The 18,234-nt window shown below is 72.2% G+C and carries 17 protein-coding genes; 10 read left to right on the top strand and 7 right to left on the bottom strand.

Translation table 11 applies throughout. The annotated features are described in order from the left end of the window. Positions 1 to 9 precede the first annotated feature (9 nt). The 4 genes from ACGFIE_RS24720 (at position 10) to ACGFIE_RS24705 (ending at position 4,005) form a co-directional block, all read left to right on the top strand. Entirely contained in the window at positions 10 to 1,404 is a 1,395-nt protein-coding gene (locus tag ACGFIE_RS24720; RefSeq protein ID WP_393298491.1) for an ABC transporter substrate-binding protein, read from the top strand. After that, positions 1,401 to 2,357, top strand: coding sequence for a carbohydrate ABC transporter permease (locus ACGFIE_RS24715; RefSeq protein WP_393298488.1), 957 nt, complete (start codon positions 1,401 to 1,403; stop codon positions 2,355 to 2,357). The genes ACGFIE_RS24720 and ACGFIE_RS24715 overlap by 4 nt, the downstream gene beginning before the upstream one ends. Beyond that, the gene (locus tag ACGFIE_RS24710; protein WP_234588159.1) at positions 2,357 to 3,223 is read left to right on the top strand and encodes a carbohydrate ABC transporter permease; all 867 of its coding nucleotides are present in this window, start codon (positions 2,357 to 2,359) and stop codon (positions 3,221 to 3,223) included. The genes ACGFIE_RS24715 and ACGFIE_RS24710 overlap by 1 nt, the downstream gene beginning before the upstream one ends. A gap of 176 nt (positions 3,224 to 3,399) precedes the next feature. Beyond that, the gene (locus ACGFIE_RS24705) at positions 3,400 to 4,005 is read left to right on the top strand and encodes a class I SAM-dependent methyltransferase (RefSeq protein WP_393298485.1); all 606 of its coding nucleotides are present in this window, start codon (positions 3,400 to 3,402) and stop codon (positions 4,003 to 4,005) included. Positions 4,006 to 4,050: 45 nt separating this feature from the next. Here the strand turns inward: ACGFIE_RS24705 and eccB are convergent, their stop codons facing one another. Beyond that, entirely contained in the window at positions 4,051 to 5,424 is a 1,374-nt protein-coding gene (gene eccB, locus ACGFIE_RS24700) for a type VII secretion protein EccB (protein WP_393298482.1), read from the bottom strand. 128 nt (positions 5,425 to 5,552) lie between these two features. On the opposite strand from eccB, the gene ACGFIE_RS24695 reads away from it, so the two are divergent. Next, complete coding sequence (locus ACGFIE_RS24695) at positions 5,553 to 6,266, top strand: spermidine synthase (RefSeq protein ID WP_393298479.1); 714 nt, start codon at positions 5,553 to 5,555, stop codon at positions 6,264 to 6,266. Between the two features lie 162 nt (positions 6,267 to 6,428). Further along, on the top strand, positions 6,429 to 6,605 hold the full coding sequence (locus ACGFIE_RS24690; RefSeq protein WP_007459256.1) for a hypothetical protein: 177 nt from the start codon (positions 6,429 to 6,431) through the stop codon (positions 6,603 to 6,605). Between the two features lie 13 nt (positions 6,606 to 6,618). Here ACGFIE_RS24690 and ACGFIE_RS24685 read toward each other — a convergent pair whose 3' ends face one another. Then, positions 6,619 to 8,421: an acyl-CoA dehydrogenase gene (locus ACGFIE_RS24685; RefSeq protein ID WP_393298476.1), complete on the bottom strand. Its 1,803-nt coding sequence runs from the start codon at positions 8,419 to 8,421 to the stop codon at positions 6,619 to 6,621. A gap of 143 nt (positions 8,422 to 8,564) precedes the next feature. Here ACGFIE_RS24685 and ACGFIE_RS24680 point away from each other — a divergent pair, with 143 nt between their 5' ends. The 3 genes from ACGFIE_RS24680 to ACGFIE_RS24670 all read left to right on the top strand — a co-directional run bounded on the left by ACGFIE_RS24680 (position 8,565) and on the right by ACGFIE_RS24670 (position 10,207). Continuing rightward, positions 8,565 to 8,975 carry an MmcQ/YjbR family DNA-binding protein gene (locus ACGFIE_RS24680; RefSeq protein ID WP_393298473.1) on the top strand — a complete coding sequence of 137 codons (411 nt, stop codon included), beginning with the start codon at positions 8,565 to 8,567 and terminating at the stop codon, positions 8,973 to 8,975. Positions 8,976 to 9,091: 116 nt separating this feature from the next. Beyond that, a complete protein-coding gene (locus ACGFIE_RS24675) occupies positions 9,092 to 9,472 on the top strand; it encodes a VOC family protein (RefSeq protein ID WP_393298470.1) in 381 nt (126 codons plus the stop codon). A 39-nt stretch (positions 9,473 to 9,511) separates the two neighbouring features. Further along, positions 9,512 to 10,207 (top strand): alpha/beta fold hydrolase, encoded by a 696-nt coding sequence (locus tag ACGFIE_RS24670; RefSeq protein WP_393298467.1) that lies wholly within the window; start codon positions 9,512 to 9,514, stop codon positions 10,205 to 10,207. A gap of 14 nt (positions 10,208 to 10,221) precedes the next feature. On the opposite strand, the gene ACGFIE_RS24665 is transcribed toward ACGFIE_RS24670, so the two are convergent. Genes ACGFIE_RS24665 through ACGFIE_RS24655 form a run of 3 tightly spaced genes read right to left on the bottom strand, consistent with a single transcriptional unit; the run spans position 10,222 to position 13,706 of the window. Then, positions 10,222 to 11,478, bottom strand: coding sequence for an MFS transporter (locus tag ACGFIE_RS24665; protein ID WP_393298464.1), 1,257 nt, complete (start codon positions 11,476 to 11,478; stop codon positions 10,222 to 10,224). Continuing rightward, positions 11,475 to 12,071 (bottom strand): ArsR/SmtB family transcription factor, encoded by a 597-nt coding sequence (locus tag ACGFIE_RS24660; RefSeq protein ID WP_393298461.1) that lies wholly within the window; start codon positions 12,069 to 12,071, stop codon positions 11,475 to 11,477. The genes ACGFIE_RS24665 and ACGFIE_RS24660 overlap by 4 nt, the downstream gene beginning before the upstream one ends. 42 nt (positions 12,072 to 12,113) lie before the next feature. Continuing rightward, complete coding sequence (locus ACGFIE_RS24655; protein ID WP_393298459.1) at positions 12,114 to 13,706, bottom strand: LLM class flavin-dependent oxidoreductase; 1,593 nt, start codon at positions 13,704 to 13,706, stop codon at positions 12,114 to 12,116. 109 nt (positions 13,707 to 13,815) lie between these two features. Here ACGFIE_RS24655 and ACGFIE_RS24650 point away from each other — a divergent pair, with 109 nt between their 5' ends. Then, a complete protein-coding gene (locus tag ACGFIE_RS24650) occupies positions 13,816 to 14,409 on the top strand; it encodes a MarR family winged helix-turn-helix transcriptional regulator (protein ID WP_393298456.1) in 594 nt (197 codons plus the stop codon). A 114-nt stretch (positions 14,410 to 14,523) separates the two neighbouring features. Here ACGFIE_RS24650 and ACGFIE_RS24645 read toward each other — a convergent pair whose 3' ends face one another. Then, positions 14,524 to 16,032, bottom strand: a complete 1,509-nt coding sequence (locus ACGFIE_RS24645; protein ID WP_393298453.1) for a phosphoesterase — start codon at positions 16,030 to 16,032, stop codon at positions 14,524 to 14,526. Positions 16,033 to 16,220: 188 nt separating this feature from the next. Further along, complete coding sequence (locus ACGFIE_RS24640; RefSeq protein ID WP_393298450.1) at positions 16,221 to 18,179, bottom strand: Xaa-Pro dipeptidyl-peptidase; 1,959 nt, start codon at positions 18,177 to 18,179, stop codon at positions 16,221 to 16,223. Positions 18,180 to 18,234 lie beyond the last annotated feature (55 nt).

The raw sequence follows: 18,234 nt of genomic DNA, 5'->3' as shown, positions 1-18,234 counted from the left end.
GTGCCACCGATGTCAGCACCTCCGAGGCGGATACTCGCCACCACCCTGATCATGACACTGGCAGCGTCCACCCTGCTGGCCTGCGGGGACGACCAATCCGACAGCAACAGCAAAAAGATCACCGTTTGGAGCCTGGAGGACGTCGCCGACCGCGTCACCGCCACCAAGGCGATCATCGCGGACTTCACCGCGAAGACCGGGATCCAGGTCGACCTCGTGACAGTCAACGAGGACCAGTTCCCCTCCCTCATCGCCGCCAACGCCGCCGCCGGCGACCTGCCCGACGTGGTCGGCTCGGTCTCCCTGGCCGGCATCCGTACGCTCGCCGGCAACGAACTGCTGCACGCCTCGGCGAACGCGGAGGTCGTCGACAAGCTGGGCAAGCAGACGTTCTCGCCCCGAGCGTTGGAGCTGACCTCCGACGACGGCAAACAGCTCTCCGTGCCCAGCGACGGGTGGGGGCAGCTGCTCGTCTACCGCAAGGACCTGTTCGCCGCCGCCGGCCTGCCCGCCCCCGACACGTACGAGCGGATCACCACCGCGGCGGCGAAGCTGAACACCGGCGGCGTCGCCGGCATCACCGCGGCGACCTCCCCCAGCGACGTGTTCACCCAGCAGACCTTCGAGCACCTGGCACTCGCCAACGGCTGCCAGCTCACCGACGACTCCGGTGGGGTCACGCTCGACTCACCACAGTGCGTCGAGGCGTTCCGCTTCTACGGCGACCTGATCCGCACCAGCTCCGTGAAGGGCGCGCAGGACGTGGACACCACGCGGGCCACCTACTTCGCGGGCAAGGCCGCCATGGTGGTCTGGTCGCCGTTCATCCTCGACGAGCTGGCCGGGCTGCGTAACGACGCCAAGCCGACCTGCCCGCAGTGCCAGGCCGACCCGACGTTCCTGGCCAAGAACAGCGGGTTCGTCACCGCGATCAAGGGCCCCAACGGCACCGAACCCGCACAGTACGGCGAGATCAGCTCGTGGGCCGTGCTGGACGGCGCGGTGGCCGACCCCGCGAAGTCCTTCGTGGAGTACATGCTCGGCGACGGCTACCCGCGCTGGTTCGGCATGTCCCCGGAGGGCCGCTTCCCGGTGCGCAAGGGCACCCCGGCCGAGCCGGAGGCGTTCCTCACCGCGTGGAACACCAGCCAGGCCGGTGTGGACGCCAAGAAACCCCTCTCCGACGTGTACGGCGAGGAGGTCCTGGCCACCCTGCGCAGCAGCCCGGACACGTTCCAGCGGTGGGGGCTCAGTCAGGGGCAGGGCAAGCTGGTCGGCGCCATGCTCGGCGAGCTACCGGTGCCCAAGGTGCTGGGCGACCTCGTGTCCGGCAAGTCCGACGCGGCGGCCGCCGCCGGCCGGGCCAAGAAGGACGTCGAGGCGATCAAGGCGGGCGTCAATTGACCACCACCGCCCCCGACACCGGCCGCTCCCCCACCGAGGAGCGGCCGGCGCCGCCCCGCCGCCGACCACTGACCCTGCGCCGTCGTGAGTCCCGTGCCGGGCTGGCGCTTGTCGCACCGACCCTGCTCGTCACCATCGCGGTCATCGGCATCCCGATCGTGTGGACCGTGGTGCTCGCCTTCCAGCGGGTCCGGCTGGCAACCCTGCGCAAGACCGGGCTGTTCGGCGAGTTCACCATGAGCAACATCGACCGGGTGCTGCACACCCCCGGCTTCGCCGACACGCTGTGGGTCACGCTGCTCTACAGCGTCGGCGGCACCGTCGGGTCGATCGCACTCGGTCTGGTCGCCGCCCTCGTGGTGCGCCGGCCGTTCCGCGGTCGCACGCTGGTCCGAGCCTCCATGCTGCTGCCGTACGTGGCGCCGGTGGTCGCGGTCACCTTCGTCTGGCAGGTGATGCTCGACCCGCAGCTCGGCATCGTCAACCACTGGGGGCAGCGCCTGCTGGGCTGGGACGCGCCGGTGCCGTTCCTCACCCAGGAGTCGACGGCGCTGGCCACCGTCATCGTGTTCGAGGCGTGGCGTTACTTCCCGTTCGCGTTCCTGTTCCTGCTGGCCCGGCTCCAGGCGGTGCCCGGCGAGCTGGAGGAGGCAGCCCGGGTCGACGGCGCCACGCCCACCCAGCGGTTCCGGCACATCCTGCTGCCGCAGCTACTTCCGGTGATCGCCCTGCTGGGGGTGCTGCGCTTCATCATGACGTTCAACAAGTTCGACGACGTCTACCTGCTCACCGGCGGGGCCGCCGGTACCGAGGTGGTGAGCGTCCGGGTGTACGAGTTCCTCACCGCCCGTACCGACATCGGCGCGGCGGCCGCCCAGGCGGTCGTGCTGGCAGTGGTGCTCATCGTCTTCGTGCTGATCTATCTGCGCTTCTTCGGACGGAGGGTGAGCTGATGGACCGGGACATGGTCGAGACGGTGAGCCTGCGCTGGCTGCGCCGCCTGGTGATCGCCGCGTTCCTGGTGGTCACCGTCTTCCCCTTCTACTACATGCTCGTGCTCTCGGTGCGCCCCATCGAGCGGCTGCTGCTCGACCCGGGCTCGCTTGTCGTCGGCTTCGGCGAGCTGACCGTGGCCACGTACGCCGAGGTGCTCAAGGCCACCGACGACGGCGGCCAGGGTTTCCTCACGTTCATCCGCAACAGCGGCCTCGTCGCGGTCGCCGCGACAGTGCTCACGCTGCTCGTCGCGATCCCCGGCGCGTACGCCGTGGCCCGGCTGCGGTTCTTCGGCCGCCGGCAGGTCGACTTCCTGTTCCTGGCCGTCTACCTGTTCCCGTCGATCGTCATCGCGATCCCACTGTTCGTGGTCTTCAGCCTCGCCGGGCTGCGCGGCTCACTGTTCGGGCTGGTGCTTGTCTACATCTCGCAGACGCTGCCGGTGTCGGTCTACATGCTGAAGAACTACTTCGAGACCATTCCGGTCAGTCTGGAGGAGTCGGCGGCCATCGACGGGGCCGGCCGACTCGGCATCATCCGCCGGGTCAGCCTGCCCCTCGCCGCGCCATCGATCATGGCGGTCGCGCTCTACGACTTCATGATCGCCTGGAACGAGTTCCTCTTCGCCCTGCTGTTCCTTGTCGACAAGCCGGACCGGTGGACGGTGTCGCTGGGGCTGTCGCTGCTCTCCGACGGCGTGGAGGTGCCCAAGACGGTGCTGATGGCCGGGTCGGTCGTCCTCACCCTGCCCATCGTGATCCTCTTCTTCGCCAGCGAGCGACTCCTCACCGAGGGCCTGACCAGCGGCGCGGAGAAGGGCTGAGCGAGGGCGTACGGGCGCTGGGCGGCGTGACGCCGCTCAGCGCCCGCCCACCGTTTCCTGATCATTGGCAGCGGAGCGCGTCGACACGCCGAGCACCGCCCTGGCGAGCTGCCACCGATCGGTGCGCCTGCCGGACCGGCCCGTCGCGCCCCGACCGGTCCGGTTACGGTGGCCGTATGGCCAACCCGACCCGCTGGGCGACCGACACCGGTCCGGAGCACTCGCAGTGGTACATCGACCGGTTTCGCAAGCTCGCCGCCGAGGGAGCGGACCTGGCCGGCGAGGCCCGGCTGGTCGACACGCTCGTCGCACCCGGCTCGCGGATCCTCGACGCCGGCAGCGGCACCGGTCGGGTCGGCGCGGCGCTGGCCCAGCGGGGTCACACAGTGGTCGGGGTCGACGCCGATCCCGCGCTGGTGGAGGCCGCCCGCGCCGATTATCCCGGCCCGCGCTGGCTGGTCGCCGACCTGGCCGAACTGGACCTACCGACGCTCGGCGAGGCGGAGCCGTTCGACGCGGCAGTCCTCGCCGGCAACGTACTCGCCTTCGTCGCCGCCGGCACCGAGCCGGAGGTGCTGCGCCGACTCGCCGTGCACCTGCGCCCGGACGGGGTGCTGGCCGTGGGCTTCGGCACCGAACGCGGCTACCCGCTACACGCGTTCGACGCCGACGCGGTCGCCGCCGGGCTGCGCCTGGAGCACCGCTTCGCCACCTGGGACCTGCGGCCGTGGCGCGACGACGCCCCGTTCGCGGTCAGCCTCCTGCGTCGCCCGGCCACCTGACCCCCGACCGGCGGGAAGCCCGGCCGACCGCCAGACCGGCAGGCGTCAGGACGGGGCGGCGACGGCTCGGGCGGCGGCCGGGTCCAGGGTGGCGCCGGCCGGCACGAGGCTGACCAGGCCGGCGGGCAGTCGCACCGGTCGCACGTCGCGATAGCCGAGCATCGCCAGCACCTCCCGGTCGGCCAGCACGTACCGCCGGCCCAGGTCGGTGACCACGGACACCGCGCCTCCGGACGCGCCGGGCGCCGCGGCGGCCTCGACCACCGCGCCGCCACCCGGCTGCACCACCACATGGTCGGCCAGCGCCGCGCCGCCGCTCGGCGCGGTCCGGGGGACGGCCGCCAGATCCGGCAGCCGTACGCCGCTGAGCACCTCGCCCGCGCCGCCGTCGTCGCCGACCCGGGCGCAGATCGCCGCGTCGTCGGAGCTCGCGAGCCGGGGCGGGACGGGCGGCGGCGCGGTGGGGCCGCTCGGGGCGAGGTCGGGCATCGTGGGCAGCGCGGCGAACCGACCCAGCGTCATCGGTTCCGACTCCCCCTGCCCGGTACGAGCCAGCAGCAGCCCGGCCTGCAACTCGGTGATCCCGGCCAGCCCGCCGTCGAGCGCCACCGCGTACTGCCGACCGCCGCCGGAGTTACGGACCAGGTAGACCTGACCGATCGTGGCCCCGGGCACCCGGGTGGAGGCTTGACCCTCGCCGGGCAGCGCCGGCGGGGCCAGGTCGACGCCGGCGGGGAGCGCGTTGAGCAGGGCGGGCGCGACCGGCACCGACCGGGAACGAGTGGTGGCCAGCGCGGCCAGCACGCGGTTGGGATCGCGGATCAGGTACCGGTGCTGGTGCCACACGAGGTGCAGGCCGCCGTCCGGGTGGCGCAGCAGCAGGGCGTCGTCGCCCAACGACCGACCGCCGTCGGGTTCGGTGCCGATGAGCAGCGCGGAGCGGGGGTCCTCACCGCCGGCAGTCGAGCAGACCGTCCAGGCGGCCGCCGCGAGCCGGCCCGGGGCGGGCAGCGAGTCCGGTGCGTCGGCGATGCCCAGCGGCAGGCCACGCGGCACCCCGTCGATCGACCGCCGGGAGACCAACACGGTCTTCGACCGGTCCGCACCGACGATCAGCAACGCCGACGTGTAGTTGAGCACCGGGTGCAGCTTCTGCTCGCGGTAGACGAACCGGGCGCCGGACTCCTTCTCCACGATCACCGCGCCCGGATCGCGCCACCCCGTGCCGCCACCGGCGAACAGGCCGTAGAGCGCGAAGCCCCCGAGCCCGATCGCCGCGACGAGGACGCTGGCCAGGCCCGCGCCCGCCAACCGCCGAAACGGCGACTGAGCCGGGTCGGTCTCCCGCATCACCAGGGCGGCGACCGCCCGCTGGACGCTGAACTGGTAGGAGTGCAGCTGATCCTGCCGCGACGGCATGAGGTCCCTTCCGCTGGTTCGACCGGGCCACAGGATATGCGCTGCGTCGATGTCCCGTGGACCCTGCGTGGCGGCCCCGCCCCCGACCGGTACCATCCGGGGACGAATCCGGCGGCGAGAGGGCACCCGTGGGCGCGCGTTTCGAGGAGCTGGCCTGGCGGGAAACCCCGATCGGCGCGATCAGCCTGCGGCGACGCCGCGATCCGGCACTCCAGGTCGAGGTGTACGAGGTCAAGCTCGACGACGAGTACCTGATGTCCAGCCTCTTTCCCGTCGCCGAGATCGAGCTGGCCCGGCTGGGCCTGGCCGAACTGGCAGGTGACGTCCTCGACGTGGTGGTCGGCGGCCTCGGGCTGGGCTACACCGCGTGCACCGCGCTGGCCGACCCCCGGGTGGGGTCACTGCTCGTCGTGGAGGCCGTCGAGGACGTCATCGAATGGCATCGGCGAGGGCTGCTGCCGTTCGCGGCCGGACTCGCCGAGGATCCGCGGACCCGGTTCGCGCGAGCCGACTTCTTCGCCGCCGTGGCGGCCGACGACGGTTTCGACGCCGAGTCCCCCGGGCGGCGGTTCGACGCCGTCCTGCTCGACGTCGACCACTCGCCGCGCAACGTCCTGCACCCCAGCCACGCCCCCTTCTACACGCCGGACGGGCTGCGCCGGCTCGCCGCGATGCTGCGCCCGGAGGGCGTCTTCGCGCTCTGGTCGGACGACCCGCCGGACGACGAGTTCGTCGCGGCGCTCACCGAGGTGTTCGCCACCGCGCGGGCGCAGGTCGTGCCGTTCGCCAACCCCCTCACCGGCGGAGAGTCCGCCAACACCGTCTACGTGGCCCGCCGCTGATCCCGCTCCTCCCGCTTCGTCTTGGCGCCGGGTCCCGGTTCGCGGGGACAGCAGGCACACGATCGCGGAGGGTGGGGCCGGGGGCTCGTTTGGGGATGGCGGGATCGGGAAGGGGAGGCTCGGGCCCGCGTATCCGAACGCGGCCCGTCCTGGGAGGTCGAGATGCGCGCCATGCTCTGGGTCGTCGGCGTGGTCGCCGGCGTGCTGATCCTGCTCGGGCTGATTCTCGAGGCGGTCCGCTGGCTGATCATCATCGGTCTGATCGCACTGGTGATCGTGATCATCCTCGGCGTGGTCAAGGGCCGGCAGGCCATGCACCACCAGACCCGCCGGCGGTGACGCCCGGCCGCCCTCAGAACCAGTCCGCGCGCATGTCGAGCGTGGTCCGGTCGAGGCTGTCCAGCAGGTCGAACTGCGGGCCCGTGCGGGGCAGTTCGACAGTGAAGAAGTAGCGGGCGGCCTGCCGCTTACCGGCGTGGAAGGCGTCGCCAACCTCCTGCGACGGCAACGCCAGCACCTGCTCCAACCACATCCACGCGATCACCACGTGCCCGACCGCCTCCAGGTAGACGCTGGCGTTGGCCAGGGCGAGCGCCGGGTCGCCGCCGGCCCAGAGTCGGCGGGTGACCGAGGCGATCCGATCCACCGCGTCCGCCAGCCGGTCGGCCAGCTCGGCGGCCTCGCCACCGGCCTTACGACCCCGGGCGACGGTGTCGCTCATCGTCTCGGACAGCAGGAGAAGGCCCGCGCCGTCGCGCATGGTCATCTTGCGGCCCAGCAGGTCCAGCGCCTGGATGCCGTGGGTGCCCTCGTGGATCGGGTTGAGCCGATTGTCGCGGTAGTGCTGCTCCACGTCGTGGTCGCGGGTGTAGCCGGCGCCGCCGAGGACCTGGATCGCCAGGTCGTTGGCTGCCAGGCACCACTGCGACGGCCAGCTCTTGGTGATCGGGGTGAGCACGTCCAACAGCAGGTGCGCCCGCTCCCGGTCGGAAGGCTCCGGAGCGGTCTGCTCCTCGTCGAGCAGCCGGGCGCAGTAGAGCACCAGGGCCAGGGCGCCCTCCACGTAGCTCTTCTGCGCGAGCAGCATCCGCCGTACGTCCGGATGTTCGATGATCGGCACCTGCGGTGCCGCCGGGTCCTTCGCGTCGACCGGCCGGCCCTGCGGCCGCTCACGGGCGTACGCCAGGCTCTTGAGGTAGCCGGTGTAGCCCAGCGCCATGGCGCCGGCGCCCACGCCGATCCGGGCTCCGTTCATCATGTGGAACATCTGGGCGAGTCCCTGGTGCGGCGCACCGACCAGGTGGCCCACCGCGCCGGGGCGACCGTCGGGGGTGTGCCCGCCGTCGCCGAAGCTGAGCAGCGTGTTGGTGGTCCCCCGGAAGCCCATCTTGTGGTTGAGCCCGACGAGCACGACGTCGTTGCGGTCGCCGAGCGATCCGTCCGGTCCGACGAGCACCTTGGGCACGACGAACAGGGAGATGCCCTTCACCCCGGGCGGCCCGCCGGGAATCCGCGCCAACACCAGGTGGACGATGTTCTCGGCCAGCTCGTGGTCACCGCCGGAGATCCACATCTTGGTGCCGAACAGGCGGTACGTGCCGTCCGGCTGCGGCTCGGCCCTGGTGGTGATGTCGGCCAGTGAGCTGCCGGCGTGCGGCTCGGACAGGCACATGGTGCCGAAGAACCGACCCTCCAGCATCGGTCGCACGTACGTGTCGACCTGCTCGGCGCTGCCGTGCGCCAGCAACAACTTCGCGTTGCCGAGGGTCAACATCGGGTACGCCGACGTGGCCACGTTGGCCGCCTGGAACCAGGCGAAGCAGGCGGCGGCGACGGCCTGTGGCAGTTGCAGACCGCCTACCGATTCGTCCAGCCCGGCGGTGAGCAGTCCCGTCTCGGCGAAGCTCTCCAACGCCGCGCGTACCTGCGGGATCAGCCGCACCCGCTGCCCGTCGAACGTCGGCTCGGCGAGGTCGGCGGCGCGGTTGTGCGGAGCGAACTGCTCGGTGGCCACCCGCTCGGCGAGGTCCAGGGCGTCGTCGAAGGTCTCCCGGGAGTGCTCGGCGTAGCGGGGACGCTCGACGAGCTGCGACACCCGCAACCAGTCGTGCAGCAGGAAGTCGAGGTCACGGCGGGAGAGCAGGGTGGACGGCACGGAACTCCTCGGCGGGGCTGGGGTGTCGGTTCGGGGCGGCGGCCCGACGTCGCCCCGACCATCCTGACCGATGGATCGGGAGCACACCACCGCCGCCCGTCGGCGGGCGTCATTGTCGTACCCGTCGGCTAGCGTCCCTGCCCGTGACCGCACCCGGAGACGTCGATCCCGAGGTTCTCGACCGGCTGCGCCCGATCTGCCGCGGGCTGCCGGAGACGTACGAGGAGCCGGCCTGGGTGGGCACCCGCTGGCGGATCCGCCGACGCACCTTCGCCCACGTGCTCACCGTCGACCCCGACCGTCAGGCGGTGCTCGCGCGTGCCGCCGCGCTCGACCGGCCGTCCTGCCTGCTTGTCTTCCGGTCGCCGCTCGACGAGATCGCCGGTCTCCTGAGCGGCGGGCACCCCTTCTACAAGCCGGACTGGAGCCCGAACGTGCTGGGGATGATTCTGGACGAGGCCACCGACTGGGCCGAGGTCGGCGAGCTGCTCACCGAGAGCTACTGCGTGCAGGCACCCAAACGGCTGGCCGCCCTGGTTGACCGGCCCGCCTGAGCGCACCCGGCGAGGCCGGCGCTTCGCGGCGCTCGGCATGGGGATACCGCGCATCACCGCCCTGCCCGCCTCGCCACGACGGGCGGCGGACAGGAGTCCTCGATATCCTGCCTCGCATGCATCGAAGCCGTGTGTACGCGTTGCTGATCGACGCGCCGAAGGCGGAGGCCGCGCGGGCGGCGGAGTTCTGGTCTGCGGCGCTCGGCGTCGGCACTCGGTCCCATCCGGCCGAGCCGCAGTTCGTCGGTCTGCACGAGGCGTTGCCCGGCCTGGTCACCGCCGTCCAGGCCGTCGACGACGCGCCGCGCTACCACCTCGACATCGAGACCGACGACGTGGCGGCCGAGACCGCACGGCTCATCGGTCTGGGCGCCACCGAGGTGTCGCAGTGGTTGGAGTGCCGCATTCTGCGGGCGCCCGGCGGGCACCTGCTCTGCGTGCTGCCGGTGGAGAGCCCGGCCGAGGTGTTCGACGCCCAGGCCCGCACCTGGCCGTGACCCACCGGCCTGTCAGGGGTCGGCGCTAGGGTTCGCGCCATGGCTGATGTGGTGCTGGTGGCGGGTGCGTGGCTGGGGTCGTGGGCTTGGGACGAGGTGGTGCCGGCGCTGCGGGCCGCCGGGCACCAGGTCCTTCCCCTGACCCTGTCCGGTCTCGCCGAGAGGCAGGGCGTGCCCGCCGGGCAGCAGACCCACGTGCAGGACGTCGTCGGCGAGATCGAGCGGCGCGACCTGCGTGACGTGGTGCTGGTCGGGCACAGCTACTCGGGCATCCCGGTGGGTCAGGCAGCCGCGCGGATCGGCGACCGGTTGACCCGGGTGGTCTACGTCGACGCGGAGGTGCCTGTCGACGGCGAGTCGTTCGCGTCCGGCTGGTGGCAGGGTCAGGCGGCGTTCGAGTCGGTGCTCGCCGACAACGGCGGCGACTGGCGGCCGCTCGACGCGTCCGAGTTCGACGGTCAGGGGCTCACCGACGAGCAGGTCGCCCGACTGCTCAAGGGCGCCACCCCGCACCCGGGAGCCACGCTTACCGAGCCGGCCGTGCTGGCGCGTCCGCTGGGCGAGCTGCCGACGACGTACGTCAAGTGCCTGCTCGACGGGCCGGAGCCCAACGACACGGTGGCCGCGTTGCTGACAGGCGAGCAGTGGCGACTGGTCCCGATGGCAACCGGCCACTGGCCGATGTTCTCCCAGCCCGCCGAGCTGGCCCGGTTGCTGGCCGACGAGATCGGCTGACCGGTCCCGGGGGCTCAGGGCGCCGCCGCGTCGAGCGTCCTGATGTGGCGCACCGGGGACGCGAGCAGCCACAGCACGGCCAGCATGCCGCCCACCCCGGCGACGACCAGGGCCGAGCGCAGCCCGAGGGTGGTGCCCAGCGCGCCGCCGACAAGCGCGCCGAGTGGCCGGATGCCGTAGTTGACGGCGCTGTACGCGCCGGCCCGGCGACCGCGCGCGTCATCGGGCGTCACGGCCATGAGCAGGGCGTTGAGGTTGACGTCCATCAGCATCACACCGAGGCTGGACACCAGCTCGATGGCCGCCAGCATGGCCATTTTCGCCCAGGTCGGGCCGGCGATCAGCGCCGTCAGCGCCAGCGGCGCGGGAAAGACCACCACGCCGATCATCGCGGTCCGGCCCAGTCCGATGACCCGCGACAGGCGGGGCGCCAGGGCCGCGCCGGCCAGTCCGCCGAGCGCGCCGACGCCGAACGCGACGCCGATGGCGCCGGGCGAGAGGTGGAGTTCACGGTTGGCGTAGAGCACCAGCAGCGCGGCGGCGATGAAGGTGAAGAAGTTGACGGTGGTGGTGCAGCCGAGCGCGGCGCGCAGCACGGGGTGGCGCAGCACCAGCACCAGGCCCTCCCGGACCAGGCCGAGAGTGGACGTCTTCCGGGGCGGCGGAGGTGACTCGGTGACCGGGATGCGGCGCAGCAGCAGCGCGGAGGCGAGGAAGGACACCGCGTCGACGAGGATCGCCACCGGCGCGCTGAGCGCCTGGACGAGGCCACCGCCGACGGCCGGGCCGGCGATGAACGAGAGGGACCGGCTCACGCTGAGTTTGCTGTTCGCGTCCACGTACGCCGATCGCGGCACCAGTGCGACGAAGAACGCCTGTTGTCCCAGGGCGAACAGGACGGCCCCGGCGCCGGTGAGCAGCGCCACCAGGTAGAGCTGGGTGAGGGTGACCGCGCCGACCAGGTAGGCCACGGGCAGGCTGAGCAGCACGGCCGCGCGGGCGAGGTCGGCGAGGATCAGGAGTCGACGCTTGTGGGTGCGCTGGTCCACCCAGGCGCCGAGGAACAGGCCCAGCAGGTTGGGCAGCCAGATCAGCGCGGTGAGGACGCTTACCTGCACGGGCGTCGCGGCGAGCAGGGAGACGGCGATCAGCGGCAGGGCCAGCTCACTGACCCGGTCACCGAACGCCGAGATCGTCTGGCCGATCCAGAAGGTGCGGAACCGCCTGTCGCGTCCCAGCGCCGGTGCGGGCGCGGCATCGACGGCCGTCATGACGCGGACCTGTCGTCGGCCGGCTCGGGCAGCAGGTAGCGCAGCATCCGGACGATCTGCGCGCCGGCCGGCTTCGTGTCGTCGTCCTTGCGCCGCACGTACGGGCCGATCAGCTCCTCGATCGCCTCTTCGAGGTGCCGCAGCTCGTCGGGCGTCGCGACGAAGCGGGTGTCGGCCACCCCGGCGAGCACGCGCCACTCGGCGTCCAGACGGGGTTCGTCGTGCAGCAGCCACTGCTGTGGCGTCTCCGCGATCCGGGCGAACATCTCGCCGCGTAGCTGCCGTCCCGCGGCCTGCCCCTCGGCGTCGTCGGGCAGCGTGAACCGGAACCCCCGGGCGGCCGCCTGCCACCAGCGCTCCCGCTTGCTGGTGGCACCGTCGGCGTCGGTGACCAGACCGAACGTCGCGAGGTGGCGCAGGTGCCAGCTGACCACCGACGGCGTGGCGCCGACGTGCGGCGACAGTCCGGTGGCCGTGGCCGGGCCGTGCCGCTGGAGCCGGTCGAGGATGGCCAACCGGACGGGATGCGCCAGCGCCCGCAGCGCCTGCGGCTCGGTGATCTCGAAATCCCCGTACGGATTAGTGAGAGACATGTTTCGAAAGTAGTCTCTCAGATTATCCGAGGCAAGCCCTCGCTAGCTCACCCCCAGGCGGGCCAGCGGCTCGACCAGCTCGCGCTCCTCGTAGCTGAGGTGCGACAGCAGGGCGTCGGTCAACAGGTTCACCGCATCGCGCAGCTCGGCCAGGCCGTCCGGCGTCCCGACGTACGCGACAAGCGCCTTGTCGACGCCCTCCAGCACCTCGTGGATGACGTGGTGCTCCTGCTCCAGCCGGTCGACGACCGGCCGCAGCCGCGGGTCGGCCTGCCGCAGCCGCGGGAAGAGCGCCTGGTCCTCGATGGTGTGGTGGGTGGTGACGATGCGGCAGTAGGACTCGCAGTAGGCGCCAAGCGTCCACCGGTTCTGCCGCATGGTCATCGTGTTGATGTGCGATCGCGCCGCGCCGGCGTCGATCTCGCCCGCCGCGACCTGCTCGATGAGGTCGTGGATCTCGGCCAGCTCGCCACGCAGACCGTCGTGCACCTGCACGAGGTGCTGGCCGGCTGCCTGCTCGTGCGCCGTGTAGGTGCGCGTCGGGTCGGGTGTGGGCCCGCTCGGGCGGGCGGACTCGTCCCACACCCGCCGGTCGCTGAGCCGCCGGCCGTCGTCAGGCGTCGGCACCACGGCGAAGGCCCCGCCGGTCACCCTCGCGCGGGCCGGCCGTGGGGCGGGCGCGACGAGCGCCGCCGGCTGCGCGGCCACCACGGGCTCGGCGGGAGTACGCGCCGACGGGGTGCCACTGTCGCGTTCGGCTGCGACCAGCTCGCGCACGGCGGGGGCCACCTCGCCGGCGAACCGGCGCAGGTCGTCGGGGTTGTCGCTGGCGAGGATGAACGTGCTGACGCCGTCGACAAGCGCCAACTCGACAAGCTCCCGCACCCACTGCCCGGCGGGCCCGTGCAACAGGCCGCCACTGGTCGACGAGAAGGTGCCGGAGATGTTGAGCAGCCGGCGGACGTCGCCTGGCGAGCGGCCGGCCTCCCGCGCGGCATCGTCGATGATCTTGTTGCCGCTGGCCAGGTCCCCGGGCTGGAGGTAGTCCAGTGACGGCAGCCAGCCATCCGCCCGGCGACCGGTGAGCGCGAGCATGCGCGGCTTGTACGCCCCGAGCCAGATCGGCACCGCGTGGGCGGGTGCGGGACCGCGCTTGGCGCCGACCACCCGGTGGAACTCGCCGTCGACCCGCACGCCACCGCGCGCCTGCGCGTCCCACATCTGCCGGATGACGTCGACGGCCTCCTCCAGCGCCCGCACGCCCTGCCCGGGGGTCAGCCGCCGACCGCCCATCGCCTCGATGGCGTCCCAGAACGCTCCCGCGCCGAGGCCCAGCGCGACCCGACCGCCGCTGAGCAGGTCGAGGCTGGCGACGCTGCGGGCGAGCACGGCGGGCGGGCGCAGCGGCAGGTTGGTGACGTTCGCCGACAGGTGCACCCGGTCCGTACGCGCGGCGACGAAGCTCAGCAGCGTCCAGGTGTCCAGAAACCGCGGCTGGTACGGATGGTCCTGGAAGGTGACCAGGTCCAGCCCGACCTGCTCGGCCAGGACCGCGAGCCCGACCGTGCGGTCCGGATCGTCGTTGCCGGGCGTGGTGAACGATCCGAAGACCAGGTCGTGGCCGTAGTCGCTCATGGCGAGCCTCCCGTCGTGACGCGTCGGACGATGCGTCGTGACCTCAACCTTATGTCGGACAGAACATCTGTTGCCAACAAGGTCGGTGTCCCTGCGCTATTGTCGGGGCATGACGGCTGTCACCGACCGGCCGGACCGGCCCGACCCGCTCGACGACGATCTGGGCTGGATGCTGGGAATCGTCTTCCGGGGCTACGTCCGGGCGGCCGAGCACGCCCTTGCCGACTTTCCCGGCGGCCCGCGTGGCTACCAGGTGCTCACCGCCGCGGCCACCGGGCCGGCCCGCAACCAGGGCGCGATCGCCGAGGAGTTGGGCATCGACCGGACGGTGCTCACGTACCTGATCGACGACCTTGAACGCCCCGGGTTCGTCGCCCGGCGGGCGGACCCGACCGACCGGCGCAGCCGGCTGGTGGACGTCACCGACGCCGGGCGGGCGGCCTGGGAGCAGCGGCGCGGGGCGCTGCGACAGGTCGAGGCACACCTGCTGGGGGCGCTCACGCCTGCCGAGTCGGCGACCCTGCGGGCCCTGCTGCAACGGGTCGCCTGCTCGACACAGGCAATCGACCCCCTGCGCGATCTCTGCCAGGCGGTGGCCGAGGTACGGCCCGAGCCCGCTGCGCCGGCGCCGGGTCCGCCGCACACAGCGGCCGACCGCGCTCGGCCACGCGCCACCCGATCGCGCCGCCGCAGCGACGACTGACCGGACGCTCGACCAGCGAGAGGCCGGTCGCAACGGCGCGGGCCCGCCGGCTCCTCCCCGACCCTGGTGGATCGAGGGGTGCCGGCGGGCCCGCCGTGTCGCTGCGGCGACAGGTCAGCGCACGTGCACGAACACCGGGTTCGAGTAGAACCACAGGTCGTCCCACGGGCTCTCCAGCCCGTCGGCGAGCGGCTCGGCCTCGTCGGTGCTGGTGCCGCGCACCCGCGCGTAGGTGTCGGCCTCGACGTTGCGCAGGGTGTGGCGGATGACGTAGTCCGCACCCTGACGACGCCAGTCCCGCGGACCGAACCGGGCCACCACCTTGGTGGTGGGGTTGGTGTCGGCGTCCAGGTTGGCGCTCGGCCCGGTGATCTGGCCGACGATCAGGTCGACCCGGCGGACCTCGGGACGGTCCCCGTTGCCGTTCACACCGTCCAGCGGACGGAACCTGATCTCGATCTCGACGTCGGTGCGGCTGCGGCGGCTGACCGTGATGGTCTCGCCCACCTCGGCGGTCTTGCCCTGGGATTTGGCGGTCACGTCGAGACTGCGGATCAGGTCACCGGTGGTCACCCAGATCCGGCCGTTGCGCAGGCCGTCCATGATGTCGCCGTAGTCCTGGCGGGCGTGCACGTAGGTCTTGCTGTACTCGCCCGGCCAGAAGTCCGAGCCGCCGCGCGACCAGTGCACGTGCGAGTCCGACGTCGCGGTGATCCACCAGCGCCGGCCCTCACCGAGCAGCGAGTCCCAGAGCCCACCGACCCGCGCGGTCATCTGGTCGAAGCCGCCGTAGGTGGGGTGGTTGCCGTACCCGCCGCGCTTGCCGCCGTTGAGCGGACCGGCCTGGTGGCCGGGCGCGCCCTCGAAGCCGATGTAGACATCCGGCGCTGCGTTGTTGCCGTTGCGGAACTCCCGCGGCGTGTCCTGGCCGTAGACGCCGAGGCCGGTGGCCGAGCGGGACGCGTGGTGGGCGATGACCAGCGGCTTGTGCGGCATGCCCCGGGCGACCTTGAGGAACTCCACCATCTTGGCCTCGGTGTCGCGGGCCGGGTCGGTGGGGAAGGCGTCGTACTTGGCGAACCGGCTCTCCAGCTCGAAGAGCTGCTTCGCCTCGTCCTCGTGGCGCGGGATCATCAGCGTGTGGTGGTCCAGCGAGGGCGCGTCGAACTCCATGCCCCAGAACTGGAGCACCTCGGGGACCAGCTTGCGCGAGCGCAGCAGGTCGGGGTACGCCTGCTCGATGTTCACCTTCGAGTGCGTCGGGCCACCGTGGTCGGTGCACATCGCCCAGGTCAGACCGAAGTTCTTGGCCATGATCGCGTTGGTGACGATCGGGTAGACCGCGTCGGCGCCCTTGTGGAAGACGATAGGGCTCTTCGTGGTGTCGAACTCGCCGCTGTACTCGGAGTGCACGTGGTGGTCACCGGCGCGCCAGGCCCGGTTCTTGGTGTTGCCCCTGTCGCTCGTGTCGTCGCCCGGTCGGCGCTCGTCGTCGGCCCACGCCGCGCCCGCGCCCACGAGCGGGCTGGCGGCGGCCAGCGTCGCGCCGACGCCTGCGTACTTGACCAGCTTGCGCCGCGACAGCTGCGCGCGCTCGACCTCTTCGGCTTGCTTGTCTCTCACGTGAGAGCCTCTCCTCGATCAAGCGAATGCTCTTTCGATCAAGAAGCCTTGAAGAGCTCGGTGAACGCCCGCCGTACGACGGGCGGGCTTCCGATGAACACCCTGGTCGAGCCCGTTGAAGGGCGCGGCCTGCGGCGGTCGCGGGTCACGCCACGACAGCGGGGCGTGGGTCAGGGCAACGGCCGGGGTCAGGGCAACTGTCGCGGATCGTGGCCCGACTGCGCCGCCGGCGGCTGGCGCGGCGCGGTGTGCACCGGCGGCGCGACGTCGACGGCGGGCAGTCCGGCCCGGCCCGTGACCGGAAGGCTCAGGTGGCTGCGACCGAGGTCGACCCGGACCGTCGCGTCCTGGTCGTCGGAATCGGTGAACTCCGGGTCGCTCTGGCCGAGCACGAGGCCGAGGACGTGCCCGGCCGGCACCACCGCGTCGTACGCGCTCAGCGGCACTGTCACCACGTACCACCGGTCCGGCCGCAGCGGCGTGGTGAACCGCAGCGTGCGGTGGTGCGCGGCGTCCAGCCAGCCGCGGGTCAGCACCGCGTGGTCGGAGACCTCGGTGATCTCCTCGGTGTCGTGGTAACAGGCGTCGTCGACGTCTGTGGACGCTCCCCAGCAGGACTCGCTGTCCAGCGTCCGCACTCCCCCGAAGCTGATCCGCTCGGCGGTCCCGTAGTCGACGAGCCGGACGCTCAGCGTGGTGGTCGGCCGGTCCACCCGCACCCGTAGCCGCACGGACGGGCTGCCGGAGATCCGCAGTGGAGTGCGCAGCGCGCCGGAGAGGAAGACCAGCCGGCCGGCGGTCGCGGTGGTCGGCTCGGCGGTCACCTCCTCCTCGGTCAACGACTCGTCGACGTACGCCTGCTCCTCGCCCGGTCGCGCGCCGCGCCCGCCCAGCGTGCCGGTCCCGCCGTCGCCGACGCCGAGGGGCACGCGGACGTCGCGGGTGCCGGGGGCCGGCCAGTCCCGCTGCGTCGTCCACGTGTGCGGCGCGGTCTGCAGGTCGACCCGCGGCTCGTCCAGCACCCCGTTGGGCAGCCCCTGTAACCAGTAGTCGAACCAGCGGTGCAGGGCGGCCACCCACTCGGCGCGTCGCACGTCGAACGGATCCTGGTGACCCGACTGGGAGAGCCACAGCTTGCGGGGCACGCCACGCTCGGCCAACTCCTGCCACCAGTCGGCGAACTGGTTGGTCGTGACGTTGAGGTCGTTGAGGCCGTGCGCCACGAAGACGCTCGCCCGGACCCGGTCGGCCGAGGGCCGGTAGTCCCGCTGCGCCCAGAACCCGTTGTAGTTCCCGGTCTCCTCCGCGCTGTCCGCGCGCAGCCGGGCGAGCACCTGCGCGCAGACGTCCTCCGGGCGGCCGTTGACGACCTCGTGCAGGTAGCCGGGATAGTCGGGGGCGGTCAACAGCCCCCGGTAACGCATGTAGTCGTACCAGCTGGAGATCGCCGAGATGGGAACGATGGTGGCCAGGCCCGGCACCCCGGTGGCGGCGACCCCGTTGGCGACCGAGCCGTCCCACGACTTGCCGATCATGCCGACCCGGCCGGTGCTCCAGCCGGCATCCACCTGTCGACCGTCGGCCGTGAAGGCGCGGGCCCGGCCGTTGAGCCAGTCCACCACAGCCCTGGCGCTGCCCACCTCCACCGGCCCGCCGACGTCCTCGCAGCCTGTCGAGCGGGCCGTGCCGGCGAGGTCGACGGCGACGAAGGCGTATCCGCGCGGGACGAAGTAGTTGTCGTAGAAGAGCGGCACCCTGGCGATGACACCGGCCGCGTCGTACGTCTTGAGTTCGCCCTCGTTGCCCCGGCCGCAGCAGAGGTAATAGGGCGAGGCTTCCATGACGACCGGCACGCGGACCCCGGCCGCGGCCGCCTCCCGGGGCCGGACGACGTCCACCGCCACCCGGTCACGCGCGCCGTCACCATCGCTGTCGACAGGGGTTTCGACCCAGACGCTCTCCCGGATCGCCTCGGCGTAGGAGTAGGCGGGAACAGTCCCGGTTCCGACGACGTGCGGCGGGGTCGGGCGGTGTCGCGCCGTCGGTGCGGCCGCCGTCGCGGCGGCGGGTTCGACGGCGGCGAGCACCGCGACCAGCAGGCTGGCCAGGACGGTGGCGATCCGTGCGCGGGGTCGGGCGGTCGACATCGGTGTCCTCCCGGGTACGACGCGTGAGGACATTCCATCGCATCGATGTCCTCCC

Origin of the sequence: Micromonospora sp. NPDC049275, from assembly GCF_043197115.1 — a bacterium.
In the GTDB taxonomy this organism is placed as follows: domain Bacteria; phylum Actinomycetota; class Actinomycetes; order Mycobacteriales; family Micromonosporaceae; genus Micromonospora.
This window is presented reverse-complemented; position numbering and strand designations above follow the sequence as displayed.

Excerpts from the sequence above, each read along its gene's own strand:
- ACGFIE_RS24710 (WP_234588159.1), top strand. The coding sequence starts at position 2,357 with ATGGACCGGGACATGGTCGAGACGGTGAGCCTGCGCTGGCTGCGCCGC.
- ACGFIE_RS24690 (WP_007459256.1), top strand. The coding sequence starts at position 6,429 with ATGCGCGCCATGCTCTGGGTCGTCGGCGTGGTCGCCGGCGTGCTGATC.
- ACGFIE_RS24720 (WP_393298491.1), top strand. The coding sequence starts at position 10 with ATGTCAGCACCTCCGAGGCGGATACTCGCCACCACCCTGATCATGACA.
- ACGFIE_RS24705 (WP_393298485.1), top strand. The coding sequence starts at position 3,400 with ATGGCCAACCCGACCCGCTGGGCGACCGACACCGGTCCGGAGCACTCG.
- ACGFIE_RS24670 (WP_393298467.1), top strand. The coding sequence starts at position 9,512 with ATGGCTGATGTGGTGCTGGTGGCGGGTGCGTGGCTGGGGTCGTGGGCT.
- ACGFIE_RS24650 (WP_393298456.1), top strand. The coding sequence starts at position 13,816 with ATGACGGCTGTCACCGACCGGCCGGACCGGCCCGACCCGCTCGACGAC.
- ACGFIE_RS24665 (WP_393298464.1), bottom strand. The coding sequence starts at position 11,478 with ATGACGGCCGTCGATGCCGCGCCCGCACCGGCGCTGGGACGCGACAGG.
- ACGFIE_RS24675 (WP_393298470.1), top strand. The coding sequence starts at position 9,092 with ATGCATCGAAGCCGTGTGTACGCGTTGCTGATCGACGCGCCGAAGGCG.
- ACGFIE_RS24655 (WP_393298459.1), bottom strand. The coding sequence starts at position 13,706 with ATGAGCGACTACGGCCACGACCTGGTCTTCGGATCGTTCACCACGCCC.
- ACGFIE_RS24640 (WP_393298450.1), bottom strand. The coding sequence starts at position 18,179 with ATGTCGACCGCCCGACCCCGCGCACGGATCGCCACCGTCCTGGCCAGC.
- eccB (WP_393298482.1), bottom strand. The coding sequence starts at position 5,424 with ATGCCGTCGCGGCAGGATCAGCTGCACTCCTACCAGTTCAGCGTCCAG.
- ACGFIE_RS24660 (WP_393298461.1), bottom strand. The coding sequence starts at position 12,071 with ATGTCTCTCACTAATCCGTACGGGGATTTCGAGATCACCGAGCCGCAG.